Below are 19,300 nucleotides of genomic sequence, written 5' to 3' on the forward strand. Positions count from 1 at the left end.
CGAGCGAGCCGGAGGGGCGCGCCCCGATGGCCGAGTGGGAGACAGCACGGGCCGGGCGCGGGGGCGTGCCCGGCCCCGCGCCCGGCCCCGCACGCGCGTCAGGGCCGGGGCCCCCGCGCGTCCGGGGCCGCCGCCCTGCGGGCGTCGAACTCCTCGTCCGGGACCACCAGCTCGTTGCCGGCCAGCCCGGCCTCGCCGGAGACGGCGGCCAGCTCCGAGCCGAGCGTCTCGTGCGCGGCGGCGTGGTGGCCGCGGCCGAGGCGGCCGGTCAGCAGCGACGACAGCGCGGCCACCAGGCACGCGGCCACGGCGAACCAGAAGGCGATGACCAGGCCCTGGTGGAAGGGGCCCGCGATGAGGTGCGGGAAGAACTCCTTGCCGGTCAGGTGGGCGCCGCCGTCGGGCAGCCGGTCCAGGACGCCGCCGAGGAGCTCGCGGAACGGGTTGTAGCCGAGGAACGCCGCGAACAGCACGGCGATCGGCGGCAACTGCGCGATGCCCTCGGCCTGCGCCGCCGGCACGCCCTGGGCGACGAGCTCGTCGTGCATCGTGTGCGGCAGCGACTGCGCCAGACCGGCGATCATCAGGCTGAAGAAGACGCCGATCGACAGCACCATCGAGGAGTTCTGGAAGGTCGCGGTCATGCCCGCGCCGACGCCGCGCGACTCCGCCGGGACCGCGTTCATGATCTCCGCCCGGTTGGGCGAGGAGAACAGGCCGGAGCCCACCCCGTTGATGAGGATCAGCAGCGCGAACACGCCGTAGCCGAAGTCGGTCGGCAGGGTCATCAGCGCGTAGAAGCTCGCCGCCGTCACCAGTGCGCCGCCCACAGTGAACATGCGCGGGCCGAACCGGTCCGACAGCCAGCCGGAGACCGGCGCCGACAGCAGGAAGCCCACGGTCAGCGGGATCATGTAGATGCCCGCCCACAGGGGCGTCTCCTCGAAGCTGTAGCCGTGCAGCGGCAGCCAGATGCCCTGCAGCCAGATGATCAGCATGAACTGCAGGCCGCCGCGTCCGAGCGCCGTGAGCAGGCTGGCGATGTTGCCGGCGAGGAACGCGCGCTGCCGGAACAGCGTGAGCCGGAACAGCGGCTCGGCCACCCTGGTCTCGATCCAGGCGAACAGCGCGAGCAGCAGCACACCTCCGGCGAGCGCGGCGATCACCCACGGGTTGCCCCAGCCCATCACACCGGTCCCGTACGGCTGGATGCCGTAGGTGATGCCGACCAGCAGCGAGATCAGGCCGACGGCGAAGGTCGCGTTGCCCCACCAGTCCATCCGCGCCCGGCGCCGCACCCCGTTGTCACGCAGTTTCAGGTACGCCCAGACCGTGCCGAACACCCCGAACGGCACGGAGACCAGGAAGATCGCCTTCCAGTTGACCGGCGCGAGGACACCCCCGACGACCAGGCCGAGGAAGGAGCCCGCGATGGCGGCGATGGAGTTGATGCCGAGCGCGGTGCCGCGCTGGCGGACGGGGAAGGCGTCGGTCAGGATCGCCGTCGAGTTGGCGAACAGTAGCGCGCCGCCGACGCCCTGCACGATTCGCCAGCCGATGAGCCACATGGCCCCGGCGTCGCCGTCCATCCAGGTCAGCGACAGCATGATCGAGCACAGGCTGAAGACCGCGAAACCCAGGTTGTACATGCGGACCCGGCCGAACATGTCGCCCAGGCGGCCGAACATCACGACCAGGACGGCCGTGACGACCATGAAGCCCATCATCATCCACAGCAGGTAACCCGTGTTGCCGGGGTCGAGCGGGTTGAGGTGGATGCCCCGGAAGACGTCCGGGAGGGCGATCAGGACGATGGACTGGTTGATCGTCACCATCAGGACGCCGAGGGTGGTGTTGGACAGCGCGATCCACCTGTACCGCGAGGACGACGCCGGCTGCTGCGGCGCCCCCGCCCGGGACTGGTTCGCTACGGCCACGGACTGGTTCCCCTCCTCGTGTTCCCGCGCGCGCACGGCGGAACAGTTAGTTAGAGGAACTAAATTACCCCCACCGGATGTACTTGATGTTTCCCGGCATGGGCGACATGCGTAACCGGGGTGCGACCCCTACTGTGAGATCAGGCCTTGAGCGCGCCGGCGATGACGTCGACGAGGCCGTCCACGACCGTGTCGCGGTCGAGCCCGGGGTTCTCCAGCCACCAGTCGCCGATCGCCTGGACCATGCCGACGAACGCGTGCCCGAGCACCCGCGCCCGCTCCGGACCGGCCACTCCCGCCTCGGCGAGCACCGTGCCCAGTTCCTCGCCGACGCCGCGCACGATGGCGGCCATCCGCGAGTGGGTGCGGCTGTCCTCCGCGCTGGCCCGGTGGAAGAGGAACCGGTAGAGGTTGGGGTTGGCCGAGATGGTCTCCAGGTAGGCGTCGACCGTGGCCCTGGCCCGCACGCGGGGATCGGCCACGGCCGAGGCGAACTCCGGGCGCAGCAGGTCGAGCACGACGCGGGTGTGGCGCTCCGCGAGCGCCTGGTAGAGGCCGCTCTTGTCGCCGAAGTGACGGTAGAGGATCGGCTTGGTGATGCCCGCCTCCGCCGCGATCGCGGCCATCGACGCCTGCGGGCCCTCCCGGCGGATCACGCGGTCGGCCGCGTCGAGCAGGTCCCTGCGCCGCTCCGGACTCCGGCCGCGCTCCCCTGTGCCGCCCGCCCTGCCGCCCGTCATGAGGACCAGAATAGGGCGGCCGGTCACGCTCGGGCCGCGTCCTGATCACGAGGCGGACCGGCGGGCGATCACTCCGGTAGTCTGCCGCACGCGGGCTCCGCGGCCGGGCTCCGCGGCCGGGCTCCGGCCGGGTCCGGCGGTGCGGGTCTGGAGATGCCGGGTCTGGAGGTGTCGGGTGGGCGAGGCGGGCGGGCCGCTGGTGCCGGGCTACGAGATGCTCGGCATCCTGGGCCAGGGCGGCTTCGGCGTCGTGTACCGGGCCAGGCAGCTGGCGGTGGGCCGGGAGGTCGCGCTCAAGGTCGACAACAGGGTGCTCGTCTCCGACCGCGACCGGCGCAGGTTCATGCGGGAGGTCACCTCCGCCGGGGCGCTGTCGGGCCATCCGCACGTGGCCGACGTGTACGACGCCGGGGTGCTCGGCGACGGCAGGCCGTACATGGTGCTGGAGCTGTGCCCGAACGGGTCGCTCGCCGACCGGCTGCGCGACGGCGGGCCGCTCGGCCCGCGGGAGGTGCGCGACATCGGCGTCCGGATCGCCGACGCGCTGGCCGCCGCCCACGCCCTGGGCGTGCTGCACCGGGACGTCAAGCCCGCCAACATCCTGGTCAACTCGTACGGCATGGTCGCGCTCTCGGACTTCGGACTGGCCACCATGCCGGGGGCGGGCGGGGCGGTCCCGGGCGAGGTGTCGGTGACGCGTGAGTCGCTCACCCCGGCGTACGCCCCTCCGGAGGCGTTCGACCTGACGGAGCCGACGGCCGCGGGAGACGTGTACTCGCTCGCCGCCACGCTGTACGCCCTGCTGCACGGCAGGCCACCGCGGTTCCCCGAGCACGGCGTGGTGAACATCGCGGTCGTCATGGCCCTGCACCGGCTGCCCGTCCCCGACATCCCCGGCGTGCCGGCCGCGCTCACCGCCGTCCTGCGCCACGGCATGGCGAGCGATCCGGCCCAGCGGATCAGGACCGCCGCCGAACTGCGCGACGCGCTGTCCGCCCTCGCCCCCGACGGCTCCCCCGGAACCCCCCACTCAGGGAACGCCCACCCGGGCACCGGCCAGAACGGGAGCGGCCACCCCGGAAACCCCTACCCCGGCAACGTCCGCCCGGGGAGCGGTCACCTCGGGAGCGCGCAGACCGGGAACAGCCACATCGGGAGCGCCCGGCCCATGGACGCCCACCCCGGAAACGCGCAGACCGGAGACCCCCACCCCGGGAGCGCCCGCCCTGTGGACGCCCACCCGGGGAACACCCACCCCGGGAACGGGCATCCGGGGGACGGGCGCATGGCCTATGGCGGGCCGGGCCACGTCGCGCCTCCGCACGCGCTGGCCCGCACGCCTACCCAGACGCCCGGTGCCCGGCCGGGCACCCCGCCGAGGCCGGCGCCACGCGGCCTCCGCCAGGCTCCCACGCTGCCGCCGCGTCCGGCGCCGGGGGTGTCCCGGCAGTCGATGGTGTTCGCGATGGTCGCCGCCGTCTTCGCCCTGCTGCTGGCGGCCGGGCTCGTGGTCCTGCTGCTGGAGGGCGGCCAGGACCCCGGGACCTCCTCGCGCCTCGGCGGCGCTCCCGTCCGGAGCGTCCCGGCGGCGCAGTGAGCGACACCGTGGCCGACGGCAGCGGGCGACACGCCGGAGCCACGGCCGCGACCGTGCGCGATAGTGCGCGACGGTCGCCGGGAAGGTCGCCCTGCCGGCGTGCGGCGGGTCAGCCGGCCGGTCTCCCGGTCCTGGTGCTCCTGCCGGCCTTCGGGGGCCTCTCGGTCTTCTCGGTGCTCTTCCCGGCGGCCCTCCTGGCGGCCTTCTCAGTGCTCTTCCCGGTGGCCTTCTCCGCGACTTCCTCTGCGGCCTTCCCTGCGGCCTTCTTTCCCCGCCGGCGTGGCTCGGGGGCAGGCGGTTCGAGGGCAGGCGGTTCGGCGGGGCCGGCCATCGCGCCGTACTCGGCGAGTGAGTCCCGCAGGTAGTCGATGAGGTTCCAGACGTCGGGCACCATCTCGCGGTCGGCGACGATGCCGAAGTCAAGACGGCCGTCGTAGGAGAACACGGTGATGTTCACGCCACCGCTGACATCCGTGATCACCGACATCGGATGGAGCGCGACGACCCGCGCCCCGCACACGTACAACGGCGACTGCGGCCCCGGCACATTGGAGATCATCAGGTTCATCGCGGGAGCCCGGCGCGAGGCGATCCGGAAGGCCGACCTGGCGGCCAGCGCGCTCAGCGCGGCCGGCATGGCCTGGCTGAACTCCAGGAGCCAGGCCGCCGGCGCGGCGGCGAGCCGTTCCTTGACCAGTCCCATCGAGCGGTTCACCGAGCGCAGCCGCTCGTCCGGGTCGGCCACGTTGGTGGGCAGGGTGGTCATGGTCAGCATGACCTCGTTGGCGGCCGAACCGTTGAACGCCTGACCCCGGGTGGAGACCGGGATCCCGGCCACCAGCGGCTGGCGGGGCAGCTCGTCCCGGCTGGCCAGCCAGCGCCGCAACGCCGTCGCGCACATCGCCATGACGACGTCGTTGACGGTCACGCCGAAGGCGTTCTTGATCCGCTTGACCTCGTCGAGCGGCAGCTCGCCGAAGGCGAAGCGGCGATGCTCCGAGATCGGCCCGGAGAACGGCGTGCGCGGCACCACCATCCGGGGCAGCTCGGGCAGGTTCACGTCGGTGTCGGAGCCGATGCCCCGGACGAACCGCGAGACCCGCCCCACCCCCGGAAGCTGGGCGACGAACGGCACCTCGTCCAGCCGAGGCACCGCCTCGGCGACGAAACGCAGCAGGGCCAGCGGGTTGTCCAGCACCCGCGCGACGCCCCTGACCACCATCTCCACCACGTCGGGGGCCCGCTGCGGCTCGGCCGCGTCCCCGGGGGGAGGCGTGTCGGACACCTGCGGTCCGAAGTCCATCAGCGCCGCCAGCACCTCGGCTCCGGTGACCCCGTCCACGGCGGCGTGATGAACCTTCGTGTAGATCGCCATCCGGCCCTCGGCGAGGCCGTGGATCAGGTAAAGCTCCCACAGCGGCCGCCCCCGGTCGAGCCGCCTCCCGTGCAGCCGGGCGACCTGCTCGGCCAGCTTGTGCTCGTCGCCCGGAGGCGGCAGCGCCAGCTCCCGCACGTGGTAGTCGAAGTCGACCTCCCGGTCCTCCGCCCAGTACGGGTGGTCGAGTCCGAAGGGCACCTCGACCAGCCGCCTGCGCAGCGGCGGCGCGAGGTGGAGCCTCCGCCGGAGCAGCTCGATCAGCTCCTCACGGGCGGGCGCGCCACCCGGCCTGTCCGACGGGTCGAGAATGGTGAGCGCCGCGATGTGCGCGAGATTCGTTGGCGTCTCGAAGTTGAGGAACTGCGCGTCGAAGGCGCTGACTTGCTGTGCCATGTCTACTCACCTGCCCCGAAACGTCCTGGTCCGACCACCGGCGCGACCGGCTGCCGTGCTCCGGCGGTGTCCGATCCACCGCCCGGCCGGTGCTCGATTCGAGCCTGGTCGGGATGCCCCCCTTCTGGACCTTAGTCGGCGGGCGGTCCGGTGCGGGCACGGCCGGGGTGCGGTGTTCCTCGTGGGTACTCACGGGTCAGCTCCGCACTAGGGAGCGCCCTTCGGCCAGGCGCCGGTGAAGGGCAGCGGGCAGTCGGGGCAGGTGCGGTGGGTCAGGCTGTCTCACCTGGTGTGGTGGTGCCGCAGGCCTGCGGGATCACAGGGTCAGCAGCCGCCGCACGCGCAGCCGGACGGGCCGCACCCTGTTCTGGCGCTGCGCGCGGCGGCCATGGTCGTGCGCCGGTGCAGCCACCACATGCCCGCGGCGGCCATCAGCAGTCCGGCCACGGTCAGCAGCGCCTGCTCGGCCAGCGCCGCGCCCGCGCCGGTCAGCAGCCCGGCGCCGATCAGCACCGGCAGCGCGCAGCAGGCCGCGCACGCCAGTACGGCCAGCACGGCGGCGACCTTGCTGAGCAGCGGCGGCTCGCCCGCGTCGGCGGGGCGGCGGCCCTCCGACGTGTGAGCGGTGACAGCGAGCGGCACCGTGACCGGCCTCGCCGGACCCCCCGCCGGAAGCGCGGACGGGCCGGGCGGCGGGGCCGCGACCGGCCTGCGGTGTTCCTCATGGGTGCTCACGGGTCAGTTCTCCTTCGGGGAGCGGCCTTCGGCCAGGTCGGCGAAGGGCAGCGGGCAGTCCGGGCAGGTGCAGTGGGTCAGGCTGTCGCACCCGGCGCTGACCACCTGGGCCAGCGCGTGACGGATGGTGGTCAGATCGGCGATCTTCGCGTCCACTTCGAGGATCTTGGCCTGGGCACGGGCCCGCAGGTCAGGGGTGGGGTGACCACGCCGACCGGTGTCGAGCAGCTCGGCCACCTCCTCAAGGGTGAAGCCGAGCCGCTGCGCGGCTTTGATCACCGCCAGCAGGGCGACGGTCTCGGGCGGGTAGGAACGGTGCCCGCCCGGGCTGCGCGCCGGTTCGGCGATCAGGCCGCGCCGCTCGTAGTAGCGCAGGGTCTGGACGTTGACCCCGGCCTGCTCGGCCACCTGCCCGGTGCGCAGGTAGGGCCCGCCCGGGCCCCGCAGCACGACGTCCTGCCTCACGCCGGCCGCCCCGCCTCGGCGGGCACCGTGGATCGGCCGGCCACGCCGGCCCGGGCCTGCAGCGCGTCCAGCACCTCGGCGTGCTCGGGCGGGACCGCCACGTCCAGCGTCAGGCCGCCTCCGACGATGGTGAGGGTGAAGGTGAAGAAGGAGCAGCAGCCGCTCTCCCGCGCCGTCAGCTCGGCCGCCCGCGCGGCGTGCTCCGGACCGAAGGCGAGCTCCAGCCGCAGGCGCTCACGCTCTTCGCGCCGCACCCCCTGGACCGTCTCGGCGAACAACGCGTCGAACTCGGCCACCCGCAGCGGCTGGTCGGCGGTGGGCAGCGTGCACGCCGGAGGAGCCCATCCCTGAGCGAGGACGATGTCTTGGGTCATGCCTCGACGGTAAGCCTGTACCCAGGTACCGGATGCAACCCCCAATCCTCCACGTCACCGGATCGGGCGTGCGGTTCAGGCGCCCGGACCGCCGGTGCCGAAGAGCCGCGCAGCCGTGCGGCGCTCCGAGGGCCGGTCAGTGGCGGTGGCCGGCGTCGGGCTGCGCCGGGTCGGCGGGATGCTCGTGACCCGGCGTGAGCCGCACACACCCGGCCTGCCGGGCGTCCAGCCAGCGGGCGAACGCGCGTTCCCCCTCACGCTCCGCCAGTTCCGCGCGGATGAGCGCGCGCACGGCCTCGTACGGCTCGCGCCGCGCCGCCTCGATCCGCTCCACCACCAGCGTCCACGGACCGCCGGGGCCCTCGATCGGCCCGGCCGTCTCCCCCTCGCCTGCGGCGAAGACGGCGTCCTCCAGCGGCCCGGTCATGTCCCCTCGCCGTACGGGCCCGAACGGCCTGACCCAGCGCGTCTCGGGGGTGGTGAAACGGTCGAGGTTGCGCCGGTAGTAGTCGCGCGCGTCCTCCTCGGAGGGCGTGCTCTCCGCCGTCAGCACCCGGCACACCGCCCTCGCGGCCGGGGCCGTCGCCAGCACCGCCGCCGCGACCCCGCCGGTCCGCAGCGCGCCCGCCAGGGTGAGCACGGCCCGGGCGGCGTCCTCCGCCACACGATGCGGCGCCGGACGGCCGGAACGCGCGGGGGACGCCGAGGGCTCGGTGGGCCGGGCACGGGCCGTGGACCCGGGCGGCTCGGGCGGCTCGGCGGGCTCGGGCGACTCGGAGGGCAGGCCGAGCCGGGCCGCCTCCTGCCCGGCCAGGATCTCGGCCACCATGACCTGCACCAGCCAGCGGAGCAGGTTGCGGCCCTCGGCGGTGTCCGGGGCCGGCAGCCGGGCCGCGAGCGGCCCGCTTCGCAGCAGGCGGAGCCGGTGGTCCACCTCGGTGACCGTCATCACCCGCTCCCCCACCACCGCCGCGATCTCGGCCTCGCGGGCCGGAATGTCATGTCTCATGGCACACCGCCGCACCCTCTCCGCCACCCGCCGGACCACCCGGTCCCACGGCCCGACCGCCGCGATCTCGTCCATCGCGGACCGGAGCGCCCAGGCTCACGGCTCGACCTCGATCTCGATCGTGTCGGTGTAGTGGACCCACCCGGCACAGGCGATCTTCACGAGTGCCCACCACCGGCCGGGCCGGGTGCCGGGCGGCACCCGCACGGGGAAGCGCACCCGTGCCTCGTCCCCGGGCGGCACGACCGTGCCGCTGTTCCACTCCGGGAACATCTCGAATGTCTGCCACGGGCTGACCAGCTGAACCTGCGCCGGCATCGGCGACCGCGCGCCGGACTGCAGCCGGACCACGATCTCCGCCCGGTCAGCGGGCCGCAGCCGGAGGCCGGGAGGGTGGCCCAGGCCCTCGACCGTCACCTCCAGGCCCGGCGACCGCCGCCCTCCCTCGCCGGGCCGGGCGAGATGGAGCCGGGTCACGTCCTCGTACGCCTGGCCGCCGAACTCCGTGCCCGCCGTGAGCAGGTAGAGGCCGGGTTCGGCGCCGGGTGGCGGCGTCAGCCGCACCGGCACCGTCGCATGGCCGCCCGGCGGCAGCACGTACGGCCGGACGGCGGGCGTCACGGTCCAGCCGCCGGGGGCGGTGAGCGTCACCACGCCCTCCGCCCGGTCCTCGGTGAGGCAGGAGGCGATGGTCAGTGTGACGTCCACCGGCCCGGCGACGTCGACGTCCGGCTCGGACAAATGCACCGCGACGGGCAGGTCGCCGATGGGCGCGGGCCCGGTGTCGTTGAGCCAGTACCGCGTGAAGACCGGCTGGTGTGGTTCGACCTCCGGCACGCCGCCGGGCTCGGCGTCCCTCCCTCCAGTGCCGTCAGCCCCAGTGCTGTCAGCCCCGATGCTGTGAGTCCCGATGCTGTGAGTCCCGATGCTGTCAGCCGCAGTGCCCCCGGCCTGGCCGCCGCCCGCGGCCGCCTTTTCGGGTCTGTCGGCGGGCCCGGCGAGCAGCGGGGCGACGAGCGTGACGATCTCCATGCCGTCGAGCGTGCCGGGGGCGTCCCCGGTGACGTTCTCCAGCAGCCCGGCCCGCCGCCACGCGCCGAGCGGCAGCGTGGTGGCGATCGACAGCGGGATGGTCCCGCCGCCCGCCTCGTACACGCGGGCGGTCAGCGCTGTGACCGGGCCGGGCGTAAGGCCCTCGGCGATCGGGTTGCCGGCGGCCTTGAGCGCGGTGAGGACCAGGCCGGGGCCGGTCTCCAGGAACGACCGCGACTCAGCCGCGGGCCCGTCGGCTCCCACCGTCGCGATCAGCGGGTGGTTGACGTCGTGGCCGATCCGGACGAGCCCGGCGTCTCGCCAGTCGCCCGGGGCTGCCACCAGGCAGCATTCGAACGCGTGGGTCCAGTGCTGGAGCTGGAAGTTGGAGCCGTCGGGCGCGGTGCGGCGGGGCGGGTCGATCCACACGCCGGACGGCCAGCCCGTGCACGAGCGCATCAGCGACATGTGCAGCGCCCCCGACGGATCGACCGCGAAACCCGGAACGCCCCGATTGACGAGCCCGACGGTGTAGCCGGCCAACACGGCGTCGTCCGGCACAGCGTCGTCCGGCACAGCGTCGTCCGGCACAGCGTCGTCCGGCACAGCGTCGTCCGGCACAGCGTCGTCCGGCACAGCGTCGTCGAATACACCGTCGTCACACTCGGCACCGGTCACCACCTCCACCACGGCGTCGGCGAGGTCGGCCACCAGTTCTTCGACGGCGCCCTCGCCGCAGACCACGAGGACGGGAAGGTCTCGGGCTCCGGTGAGGTCCGCGCTCGGCACCCAGACCTTCTCCAACGGCTCGGCGGCCGGGACCCACAGCCGCGCCCGGCCCTCGGCGCCGAGCCGCGCGCGTAGCTCCGCCGCCTCCTCGTCGTCCAGCAGCGCGGCGACGAACGGGTTCTCCTCCGGCGTGCCGACGGCGATCCGCACGTCGGGCAGGTTCGAGTCGACGGCCAGGTTCCCGTACCGGGGGCCGGGGGCGGTGGAGCACGTCGAGGTGACGCCCTGCCGCACCAGCGCGACGGCCAGCTCCCTGAGCCCGACCCCGGCTCCGCCCGCCGACGCCTCCGACCCCGCCTCCGACCGCGCCTCCGATGGCGCCTCGGACGGTGCGATGATCTCGGCGACGCCGACGGCCCGCGTGCCGAGGACGCGGCCCGCGGGCGTGCGCAGCACGACGCGGGCGGTGGACGACAGCGCGAACCAGTTGTGCGCGGGGTTGTCCAGCGTCCACGGGTGCTCGGCCGAGTCGACGTCGATCAGGGCGAACCCGCGGCCGACGACGGCGCCGGCGACCTCGGCGACCGGCAGCGCCCCCGGCACGCGCACCGGCCAGCGCAGCCGCAGCAGCACGTCGGAGCCGTGGAAGTCGTCCACGTGCGTGGTGAGATCGACCCGGGGCAGCCCGTCCCAGAGGGTGATCTCCTGCGTGTACGCGACCGGCCCCGCCTTCTTCGACCCCACTTTCCCCGACACCGTGATCCGCCGGCCCGCCGGGCACTCGGCGACGGCGACCTCCGCGTGCGCTCCGGCAGAACCGGTCACCTCGCCGTTGGGCAGCAGGTGCCAGGGGCCCTCCCCGAAGCGCGGATGCGCCGGGTGCTCGTCGTAGACGAGCAGTTCGTTGCCCACCCGCCCCTCCTGCAGCAGTTCGCGGCCATCCACGACGAGGCTCGACACCGTCCCGCCGCGCTCGGGGTCGACCTCCACCGCGTGGGTGGCGTTCGCGATGCGGTTCCCCTCCCGTACGGCCCAGCCGATCGGGACGGGGTCGCCGGTCGGCGCCAGGCGGAACGTCCGGTAGCCGAGCGCGGGCACGTCGCGGGCGACGAAGACCGCGTCCACGGCGGCCAGGCTGCCGTCCGGGTGCCGCTCGGGGTGCTCCAGCAGCAGCCCCGGCGCGGGCGGGTCGAGCGCGACGCCGTACGCCCCCGGTTCGGGCAGCGTCAGCCGCACGCGCACGAGGTCGGTCCTCGGCCAGGAGGAGGGGTTCCAGACGGCGACGCCGGTCAGGCCCTCCCCCAGGCGGCGCAGCGACCCGTCGAGGACCCGCCCGCCCAGGTCGTACGCCTCCCGCCAGCCGGTCATCAGGTCCAGGTACACCTGGTCGGACTCCGAGCCGGTGACGGCGTCGTGGTGCGCGCCGTACGCGATCAGGCGCCAGGCCTTGTCGAGGGCGGCGTGCGGGTAGGGCGCGCCGAGGACGGCAGTGGCGACGGCGGCGAACTTCTCGGCGTCGGCGAGGCGCGTCTCGGCGTGCCGCTGGGCCTGCTTGGTGTCGGCGTACGACACGTCCTTGCCGGTGTAGATCGGGTTCATGTCCCGGGTCTGCGGCGTCAGCCGGACGCCCGCGGCGCGCACCGCCGCGAAGAAGTCCTTCGGCAGCCCGCAGACGAACCGGGGCGAGACGTAGCGCCGGTTCCAGTCGCGGTGGATCTCCGTGACCCACTTGTTGGGCGGGGTGTAGTCGGTGCCGACGGGCAGCAGCACGTTGCGGGTCGCCGCGACCTTCTTCAGCCGCAGGAACAGTTCGTAGACGGCGGCCTCGGCCTCCTCCAGGGACGGCGCCGAGTCCATCCACCACCCGGCGCTGTAGTGGGCGGGCATGTAGTGGGTCGGCACGCCCCGGCCCGACGGCGACAGCCACTCGAACTCCGACGGGAACTGCATCACCGACGGGTCGCCCCACCCGCCGCCGCGGAGCATCGGGCCCCACTGGTGGTACGGCCCGCGCGCCCATGAGCTGGAGGTGAGCCCGGCGTCGGCGGCGAGGCCCGGGAACTGCGGGTCGTGCCCGAACGCGTCGAGCTGCCAGGCCGTCGCCGGGTCGCCGCCGAGCACGTCGCGCTGGAAGCCGATCCCGTGGACCATGTTGCGGATCGTCGCCTCCGGGCCGGTCAGGTTGGTGTTCGGCTCGTTGTACGTCCCGCCGACGATCTCCAGCCGGCCCTCGGCCAGCAGGCGGCGCAGGTACGCCCGGTCTTCGGGGTGGGCGTTCCAGTAGGGCTTGAGGTAGTCGACCTCCGCCAGCACGAACCGGTACTCCGGCTCCCTGCGGGCCGTGTCCAGGTGGAGCCGGACGAGGTCGAAGCCCGCGTGCTGGAACTCCTGCCGGTGGGCCTGCGCGAGGCCGCCCGCCCGGTCCCAGGTGGCGGTGTAGGCGGCCTGGGTGTTCCACCAGACGGGGTCGTAGTGGAAGTGGGGGATCATCCAGACCGTCCAGCCCGGCTCGGCGACGACCAGTTCGCCGTCCGCCGCGCACCGCTCGCCGCCCGCAGCCGCCCGCACGGTGATCGGGACGCGGGCTCCCGGCACCCGCGCCGGCCCCTCCGTCTCGACGGGCACCTCCACCACCACCGGCGCGGGCCCCGGCTCCGTGGTCTCCCTGACGCCGGCCGTCCGCCGGCCGCGCGCTCCCGGGCCGCCGGCCTCGACCACCAGGGAGGATCCGTACGGCACCTCGGCGAGGGTGACGCGCACGACCTGGCGGGGGCCGCGGACGAACAGTTCGGTGGACTCGACGGCGGTGACGCGCATGCGCACCCCTAACCACGGCCTCTCAGGGCGGCCTCTGGGGGACAGGTGACGGTCGGGACATCCCCCGTCCGCGCCGGCCTCACCCCTGCCGTCCCAGCCGGTCGTCCCGCCCCGGTGGCGCCTGGCCGCGCCGCGCCGTACGCTGACCATGATCAACGACTCAGAGGCCCTGCCGAGAGGAGACCGGACGGTGTCGGTGTGCGTGGCGATCCTGCAGGCCAAGCCCGAGCACGCGGAGGAGGTGGAGGCGACGCTCCGCGACATCGTCGACGCCACCCGGGACGAGAAGGGCGCCCTGACCTTCGTGATCCACCGGCAGGGCGCGGACAGGTTCATCGTCTACGAGAAGTACGCGGACGACGCCGCGCGCGACGCCCACTTCGGCACGCCGTACGTCTCGGGATTCGTGGCCCGGTTCGGAGAGCTGCTCGTGGCCGAGCCGCAGATCGAGTTCGCCGAGGAGCTGGGCGGCTTCACCCGGTGAGGCGGGCCGCGGGCGTGAAAGTTTCCCGGCGTACGGCTGGTGGCGCGTGTCCGTAGCCGACGTTGTTTGACCCGAAAATCCCTTGATTCCTACGGTCAGCAGGAATGTGAGGGAGGACCCATGACATCCCGGCTGAGATCCCCGTGGATCATCGCGCTCGTGACGCTGCTCGCCGCGGCGCTGGGCGCCGTCCCCGCCGCCGGCCGCGGCGTCGCACGGGCGGCGGACGCTCCCTACAAGGATCCGAGCCTGCCCGTGGCCACCCGGGTGGCCGACCTGCTGTCCCGGATGTCCCTCGACGACAAGGCCGGCCAGATGACCCAGGCCGACCGGGGCGCCCTGACCACGGTGTCCGACGTGGCGGCGTACCGGCTGGGCTCGATCCTGTCCGGCGGCGGCTCGGCTCCCTCCCCCAACACCCCGTCGTCCTGGGCCGACATGTACGACAACTTCCAGCGGCAGGCGTTGTCCACCCCGCTCGGCATCCCGATGATCTACGGAATCGACGCCGTGCACGGGCACAACAACGTCGTGGGCGCGACGATCTTCCCGCACAACATCGGGCTGGGCGCGACCCGCGACCCCGACCTGGTCGAACGGGTCGGCCGGGCGACCGCCGAGGAGGTCTCCGGCACCGGCATCGACTGGACCTTCGCCCCCTGCCTGTGCGTGGCCCGCAACGACCGCTGGGGCCGCACGTACGAGTCGTTCAGCGAGGACCCCCAGCTCGTCACGCAGATGACCACGATCGTGGACGGGTTCCAGAAGGCCGGGAACGCCTCCATCCTCGCCACCGCCAAGCACTACGTGGGCGACGGCGGCACCACGGGAGGCAGGGACCAGGGCAACACCGAGCTGAGCGAGGCCGACCTGCGGGCCATCCACCTCGCGCCGTTCAAGGCGGCCGTACAGCGCGGCGTGGGCAGCGTGATGGTCAGCTACAGCAGCTGGAACGGCGCCAGGATGCACGGCAACAAGTACCTGATCACGGACGTGCTGAAGGGCGAGCTGGGCTTCAAGGGCTTCGTGGTGACCGACTGGGCGGGCATCGACCAGCTCGACGGCCAGACCGGGTTCACCGCGAACGAGATCACCACGGCGATCAACGCGGGCGTCGACATGGTGATGGTGCCGAACGACTACAAGAAGTTCATCACGCTCCTCAAGCAGGAGGTGCAGGCGGGCCGCATCCCGACGTCGCGGATCGACGACGCCAACCGGCGCATCCTGACCAAGAAGTTCGAGCTCGGGCTGTTCGAGAAGCCGCTGACCGACCGCTCCTACACCTCCACCGTGGGCAGCGCCGCGCACCGGGCCGTGGCCCGCGAGGCCGTGCGTGAGTCGCTGGTGCTGCTGAAGAACGCGGGAAACGTGCTCCCGCTGGCGAAGACCGGCGGCAAGATCTTCGTGGCCGGCAAGAGCGCCGACGACATCGGCAACCAGAGCGGCGGCTGGACGATCAGCTGGCAGGGCTCGTCCGGGAACATCACCGGCGGCACCACGATCCTCCAGGGCATCCGCGACCTCGTCGGCTCGGGCGCCCAGGTCACCTACAACCGCGACGGCAGCGGCATCGACTCGTCCTACCGCGCGGCGATCGCCGTCGTCGGCGAGACGCCGTACGCCGAGGGCCAGGGCGACCGGACGGGGTCGATGGGCCTCGACTCCACCGACCTCGCGACGTTGCAGCGGCTCAAGGCGTCGGGCGTGCCGCTGGTCGTGGTGCTCGTCTCCGGCCGCCCGCTGGACATCGCGGGCCAGATCGACCAGTGGAACGCGCTGGTGGCGGCCTGGCTGCCGGGCACCGAGGGGCGCGGCGTGGCCGACATGCTGTTCGGCGACTCCGCCCCGAGCGGGCGGCTGCCGATGACCTGGCCGCGCAGCGCCGACCAGGAGCCGATCAACGACGGGGACGGCAAGGACGCCCTGTTCAAGTACGGCTACGGGCTCGACTACACGGTCCCGCCGCCGCACTCGCCGTCGCCGTCGCCGAGCCCGTCCCCGTCCCCTTCTCCGTCCCTGTCGCCCAGCCCGTCGCCCTCGCCGAGCGTCAGCCCGTCGGCCGGCGGATGCGTGGTGACCTACCGGACGAACGACTGGGGCGGCGGATTCACCGCGGACGTCACGATCACCAACAGGTCGTCCAGCGCCGTGAACGGCTGGCGGCTCCAGTGGACGTACGCGGGGAACCAGAAGATCACCGGCTACTGGAACGCGGTCGTCACCCAGTCGGGCCAGCAGGTCACGGCGTCGAACGCCTCCTACAACGGGACGATCGGCGCGAACGGCGGCACGGCGAGCTTCGGCTTCCAGGGCACCTACAGCGGTGCCAACGCCACCCCCGCCGCGTTCACGCTGAACGGCGCGGCCTGCGCCACCGGGTGACCGGCCGCGCCGCGCCGTAGTCCGGCCGCCCGCCGCTCGGGGTCCAGGAGGAGACATCTCCCTGGGCCCCGGGCAGCAGGGCATGATCCGTCAGGCACGACCGTGTGGCGCGGCCCTCCGGGGTGCTCAGAACGTCTGCCCGAGGGCGATGCCCGCTCCCACGGTGAACAGGACGACGCCCAGCGCGAGGAAGATCCCGCCGAGCAGCGTGCCGCTCCCCGCCGCGCTGTCGATGCGGATCCTTGTGGGCTTCGCCGGGTCGTACAGCACCGGCACCTCCTCGCCGGGCCGCGCGGGCGGCGGGTTGCTCCCGTACGTGCTCTCGGCCTCGACCTGCTGGCCGTACAGGGTGACGAAGCGGACGGTCGGGTAGTAGACGGTGCCGTCGTCGGAATGGCTCGCCCGCAGCCCCACGACGAGGCCGCTGGCGCGGTGCGCCCGGCGGCGGAACTCCCGGGCGTTGACCGTGATCCCTCCGCCGATGAGGCCGAAGACGAGTCCGAGGCCGGACAGGATCAGAGTGATGAGAGCGGTTTGTGACACGCACCGGACTCTAGGACGCCATGCTTGACATCCGCTTGCACCCCTTTCGCCGGCCTTCCCGGGCACCGACCGGGGGCGGCCGGGTCAGGGGCGCAGCCGCATGAGCGCCTCGGCAACAGCGACCACGGGCTCGCCGAGGTCGAACCGGCTGAACAGGTGGATCTGCTCCCCCGCGTCGATCTCCAGCAGTTCCGTGGTCAGGCCGTACCTGCGGTTGGTGTTCACCCGGATGCGGTCGACGTCGTTCCAGGAGATCCGCTCCCTGCCGCCGAGCCCGCTGACGACCAGCCCGTCCTCCCCCGCCGTGAGCCGTACGGGTGCCACCAGGTCACGTCCGGCCAGCACGGCGAAGCCCAGGGCGGCCACACCGGCGAGGAAGAGCAGCCAGCCGTCGCCGGTGAGCGCCAGCACGGCGCACAGCACGGCGCCGGCGGCCTTCAGCGCGACGATCCCCCGGGGCACCCGCCACTCGTGCCGCGTCTCCTGAACATCCGCCATCGGGGCAGCGTAACGAATCAGGGGTCCTCTCGCCGCCCCCACCGGACACGACCCCGGGGCCCGGGGCGAGGCACGGCCCCGGGCGGGCGGCCGGGACACGACTCCGGCCCGGTCTCGGCCTCGGGCGAGGATCGACCGGCCTCGGATCGATCCGCGAGACCGGGTCCCGCGCCGGGCCACGACACGCTCCGGGCCACCCAGGGCCGATCGTGCCGGGCGGCGCGGCTCAGGGGCCTTCGTCCTCCACGTGCATCGCCTGCTCCTCGGCGGTGTATCCGCCGAAGTCCGGCCCCACGTCCTCGGCGATCATGTCCTTCTCGGTGTCCACGCCCATGCCGCCGTCGGGGTCGACGAGCCGCCCGGCCCGGCCCGGCTCGTCGGTGCCGTACCTGCCCGCCTGGACCGGGTTCACGGTGGCGTAGCCGCCGGGGTCCTCCGACCCGTATCCGCCGGCCTCGTCCCCGGTCAGCTCCTCGTACTCGTCGTACGGCCGCTCGCCGCCCTCGGCGCCCGTTTCACTGCCCGCATCAGGGCCGTCATCGGGGCCGAAGCGCACGTCGGTGTCCGGGACCTCGCGGGACAGGCGGAGGTCGAGGGACTCACCCTCGCGCATCTCGTTCGGGGTGGTGCCGTACTCGTCGAGGCCCAGGGGCCGGTCGCCGGGCAGCGGCATCTCCTGCGGGTCGGCCGCCCACTGCTGCTCGGGTGTGCCCTCCTGCAGGTCCGGAATGCCTTCATCCTCGAACCGCGACCGCGGATCGGGCTGTGGTCTGTTCTCTCTCATACCGGCCCCATGCCCCGCCGTACGGTCCTTAGGCAGGTCTCCCGGCAGTCCGCCCGGGCGGTCCGCCGGTCCGTCAGGTGACGGGCACGATCTCCGCCCGCCGCAGCTCGCCCCCGGCGATGTCGAGCAGGCCGATCGTGCCGTGCGGCTGGCGGCGGCGGTCGGTGGGCGAGCCGGGGTTGAACACCCGCACCCCGTCGCCGGTCAGGTCCATCGGGATGTGGGAGTGGCCGTAGACGACGAGATCCGCGCCGGGGAAGCGGCGCCGCATCCGGGCGGTCCGCCCGGTGGCCTGGCCGCTGTCGTGGATCATTCCCACCCGCAGGCCGCCGAGGTCGAGTTCGAGCGTCTCGGGAGCCCCCCAGCCCGCCACGTCCGGGCCGTCGTTGTTGCCCAGCACCGCGCGTACCGGCGCGTAGGCCGACAGCTCCACCAGCACCTCCGCCGTGCAGACGTCGCCGGCGTGCAGGATCAGGTCCGCCCTCCGCAGGTGCCCCGCGACGGCGGGCGGGCACGACTTCCAGCGCCGGGGAGCGTGGGTGTCCGCCAGCACGACGACCTTCATCTCTCCATCTTCACCCGCGAGAAGAGGTGCCAAGCGACGTATTCCGGGAATAGAAAGGCAGGTCCCCGACAACCCTCGGCCCGCACCCCCAATGCCGGTTCCCCGCCGGCGCCGTTCGGGAGGACATATGAGCAGGCAGATCGCCGACGGCTTCCAAGCCCCCACGCTGACCGAACTGGAGGCGCGCGTGCGCGGGCTGGAAAGCCAGGTCGCCCGCCTCACCCAGCTGGTCAAGGAGCTGTCCGGGCAGAGCGGCGACACTCGCTGAGCCGACAAGGGGCCGCGCGAAACTCCGCGGAGACCCCGGGAAACGAGGCGTCCCCGCCAGGCGGGGCCTGACGGGGACGCCGGGGTGAGTTGTGCGCCAGACGCGGTGTCACGCGCCGCGTACGGAGGCGGCACTCGCACGGACGCGGTGCTCACGCACCGCCGCACCGCCCTTCGCGCCGCGCACGGCACCGCTCGCAGCGCTGTTCGCGCCACGAACGGCGCCACTCGTAGCACCACGTTCGGCACCGCGTTCGGCACCGCTCGCGGCACCACGTGCGGCACCACTCACGGCGCCGTCCCGCGAGACCGCGCCGCGCGCCGGCTCTCCCGAGCCCTCACCGGCCGGGACGGGCGGCACCCGGCCGTAGTTCTCGCGCCCGGTGCTCGCCGCCAGCGCGCCCAGCGCGACGAGGGTCACGACCGCGATCGTCACCAACGCGCCGAGCGCGAGCACCGCCACCGCCGCCAGGGAGACCACGGCTCCCAGCAGCTCCACCATTCCGATTCCTCCAGAGGTCGACCCCGATACGGCACTCCAGTGACCGGCGGTCCAATCACCGGCCAT

Annotated in this window: 17 protein-coding genes; 4 read left to right on the forward strand and 13 right to left on the reverse strand. The window is 73.5% G+C overall.

All coding sequences use genetic code 11. The annotated features are described in order from the left end of the window. Nucleotides 1–98: 98 nt before the first annotated feature. Together HHX33_RS04675 and HHX33_RS04680 are read right to left on the reverse strand one after the other, a co-directional pair. Nucleotides 99–1,937, reverse strand: a complete 1,839-nt coding sequence (locus HHX33_RS04675; protein WP_310738114.1) for an MFS transporter — start codon at nt 1,935–1,937, stop codon at nt 99–101. A 140-nt stretch (nt 1,938–2,077) separates the two neighbouring features. Further along, nucleotides 2,078–2,677, reverse strand: coding sequence for a TetR family transcriptional regulator (locus tag HHX33_RS04680; protein WP_182873491.1), 600 nt, complete (start codon nt 2,675–2,677; stop codon nt 2,078–2,080). 175 nt (nt 2,678–2,852) lie between these two features. Here HHX33_RS04680 and HHX33_RS34895 point away from each other — a divergent pair, with 175 nt between their 5' ends. Next, nucleotides 2,853–4,274 carry a serine/threonine-protein kinase gene (locus HHX33_RS34895; protein ID WP_220501490.1) on the forward strand — a complete coding sequence of 474 codons (1,422 nt, stop codon included), beginning with the start codon at nt 2,853–2,855 and terminating at the stop codon, nt 4,272–4,274. A gap of 109 nt (nt 4,275–4,383) precedes the next feature. Here HHX33_RS34895 and HHX33_RS04690 read toward each other — a convergent pair whose 3' ends face one another. The 6 genes from HHX33_RS04690 to HHX33_RS04715 all read right to left on the reverse strand — a co-directional run bounded on the left by HHX33_RS04690 (nt 4,384) and on the right by HHX33_RS04715 (nt 13,206). Beyond that, a complete protein-coding gene (locus HHX33_RS04690) occupies nt 4,384–6,045 on the reverse strand; it encodes a WS/DGAT/MGAT family O-acyltransferase (protein ID WP_182873492.1) in 1,662 nt (553 codons plus the stop codon). Between the two features lie 324 nt (nt 6,046–6,369). Then, complete coding sequence (locus HHX33_RS04695; protein WP_182873493.1) at nt 6,370–6,780, reverse strand: hypothetical protein; 411 nt, start codon at nt 6,778–6,780, stop codon at nt 6,370–6,372. A gap of 3 nt (nt 6,781–6,783) precedes the next feature. Then, entirely contained in the window at nt 6,784–7,245 is a 462-nt protein-coding gene (locus HHX33_RS04700) for a MerR family transcriptional regulator (RefSeq protein WP_310741215.1), read from the reverse strand. Next, nucleotides 7,242–7,619, reverse strand: coding sequence for a hypothetical protein (locus tag HHX33_RS04705; RefSeq protein ID WP_182873494.1), 378 nt, complete (start codon nt 7,617–7,619; stop codon nt 7,242–7,244). The genes HHX33_RS04700 and HHX33_RS04705 overlap by 4 nt, the downstream gene beginning before the upstream one ends. 136 nt (nt 7,620–7,755) lie before the next feature. Next, complete coding sequence (locus HHX33_RS04710; RefSeq protein WP_182873495.1) at nt 7,756–8,628, reverse strand: peptidylprolyl isomerase; 873 nt, start codon at nt 8,626–8,628, stop codon at nt 7,756–7,758. A 96-nt stretch (nt 8,629–8,724) separates the two neighbouring features. Continuing rightward, on the reverse strand, nt 8,725–13,206 hold the full coding sequence (locus HHX33_RS04715) for an NEW3 domain-containing protein (protein ID WP_182873496.1): 4,482 nt from the start codon (nt 13,204–13,206) through the stop codon (nt 8,725–8,727). A 148-nt stretch (nt 13,207–13,354) separates the two neighbouring features. Here HHX33_RS04715 and HHX33_RS04720 point away from each other — a divergent pair, with 148 nt between their 5' ends. Together HHX33_RS04720 and HHX33_RS04725 are read left to right on the forward strand one after the other, a co-directional pair. After that, nucleotides 13,355–13,690 (forward strand): putative quinol monooxygenase, encoded by a 336-nt coding sequence (locus HHX33_RS04720; protein WP_117409318.1) that lies wholly within the window; start codon nt 13,355–13,357, stop codon nt 13,688–13,690. Nucleotides 13,691–13,810: 120 nt separating this feature from the next. Beyond that, complete coding sequence (locus HHX33_RS04725) at nt 13,811–16,075, forward strand: glycoside hydrolase family 3 N-terminal domain-containing protein (protein ID WP_182873497.1); 2,265 nt, start codon at nt 13,811–13,813, stop codon at nt 16,073–16,075. A 126-nt stretch (nt 16,076–16,201) separates the two neighbouring features. On the opposite strand, the gene HHX33_RS04730 is transcribed toward HHX33_RS04725, so the two are convergent. From HHX33_RS04730 to HHX33_RS04745, 4 genes are all read right to left on the reverse strand, one after another. After that, complete coding sequence (locus HHX33_RS04730; RefSeq protein WP_182873498.1) at nt 16,202–16,618, reverse strand: DUF3592 domain-containing protein; 417 nt, start codon at nt 16,616–16,618, stop codon at nt 16,202–16,204. Nucleotides 16,619–16,702: 84 nt separating this feature from the next. Next, a complete protein-coding gene (locus tag HHX33_RS04735) occupies nt 16,703–17,116 on the reverse strand; it encodes a PH domain-containing protein (protein ID WP_208758954.1) in 414 nt (137 codons plus the stop codon). 226 nt (nt 17,117–17,342) lie between these two features. After that, entirely contained in the window at nt 17,343–17,900 is a 558-nt protein-coding gene (locus HHX33_RS04740; protein ID WP_182873499.1) for a DUF5709 domain-containing protein, read from the reverse strand. Between the two features lie 73 nt (nt 17,901–17,973). Next, nucleotides 17,974–18,465, reverse strand: a complete 492-nt coding sequence (locus tag HHX33_RS04745) for a metallophosphoesterase family protein (protein WP_182873500.1) — start codon at nt 18,463–18,465, stop codon at nt 17,974–17,976. A gap of 127 nt (nt 18,466–18,592) precedes the next feature. On the opposite strand from HHX33_RS04745, the gene HHX33_RS04750 reads away from it, so the two are divergent. Continuing rightward, complete coding sequence (locus tag HHX33_RS04750) at nt 18,593–18,733, forward strand: hypothetical protein (protein WP_165900859.1); 141 nt, start codon at nt 18,593–18,595, stop codon at nt 18,731–18,733. A gap of 108 nt (nt 18,734–18,841) precedes the next feature. Here the strand turns inward: HHX33_RS04750 and HHX33_RS04755 are convergent, their stop codons facing one another. Continuing rightward, nucleotides 18,842–19,234 (reverse strand): hypothetical protein, encoded by a 393-nt coding sequence (locus HHX33_RS04755; RefSeq protein ID WP_182873501.1) that lies wholly within the window; start codon nt 19,232–19,234, stop codon nt 18,842–18,844. Between the last annotated feature and the right edge of the window lie 66 nt (nt 19,235–19,300).

The organism is Microbispora sp. H10670 (assembly GCF_014161385.1).
Taxonomy (GTDB): Bacteria; Actinomycetota; Actinomycetes; order Streptosporangiales; family Streptosporangiaceae; genus Microbispora; species Microbispora triticiradicis.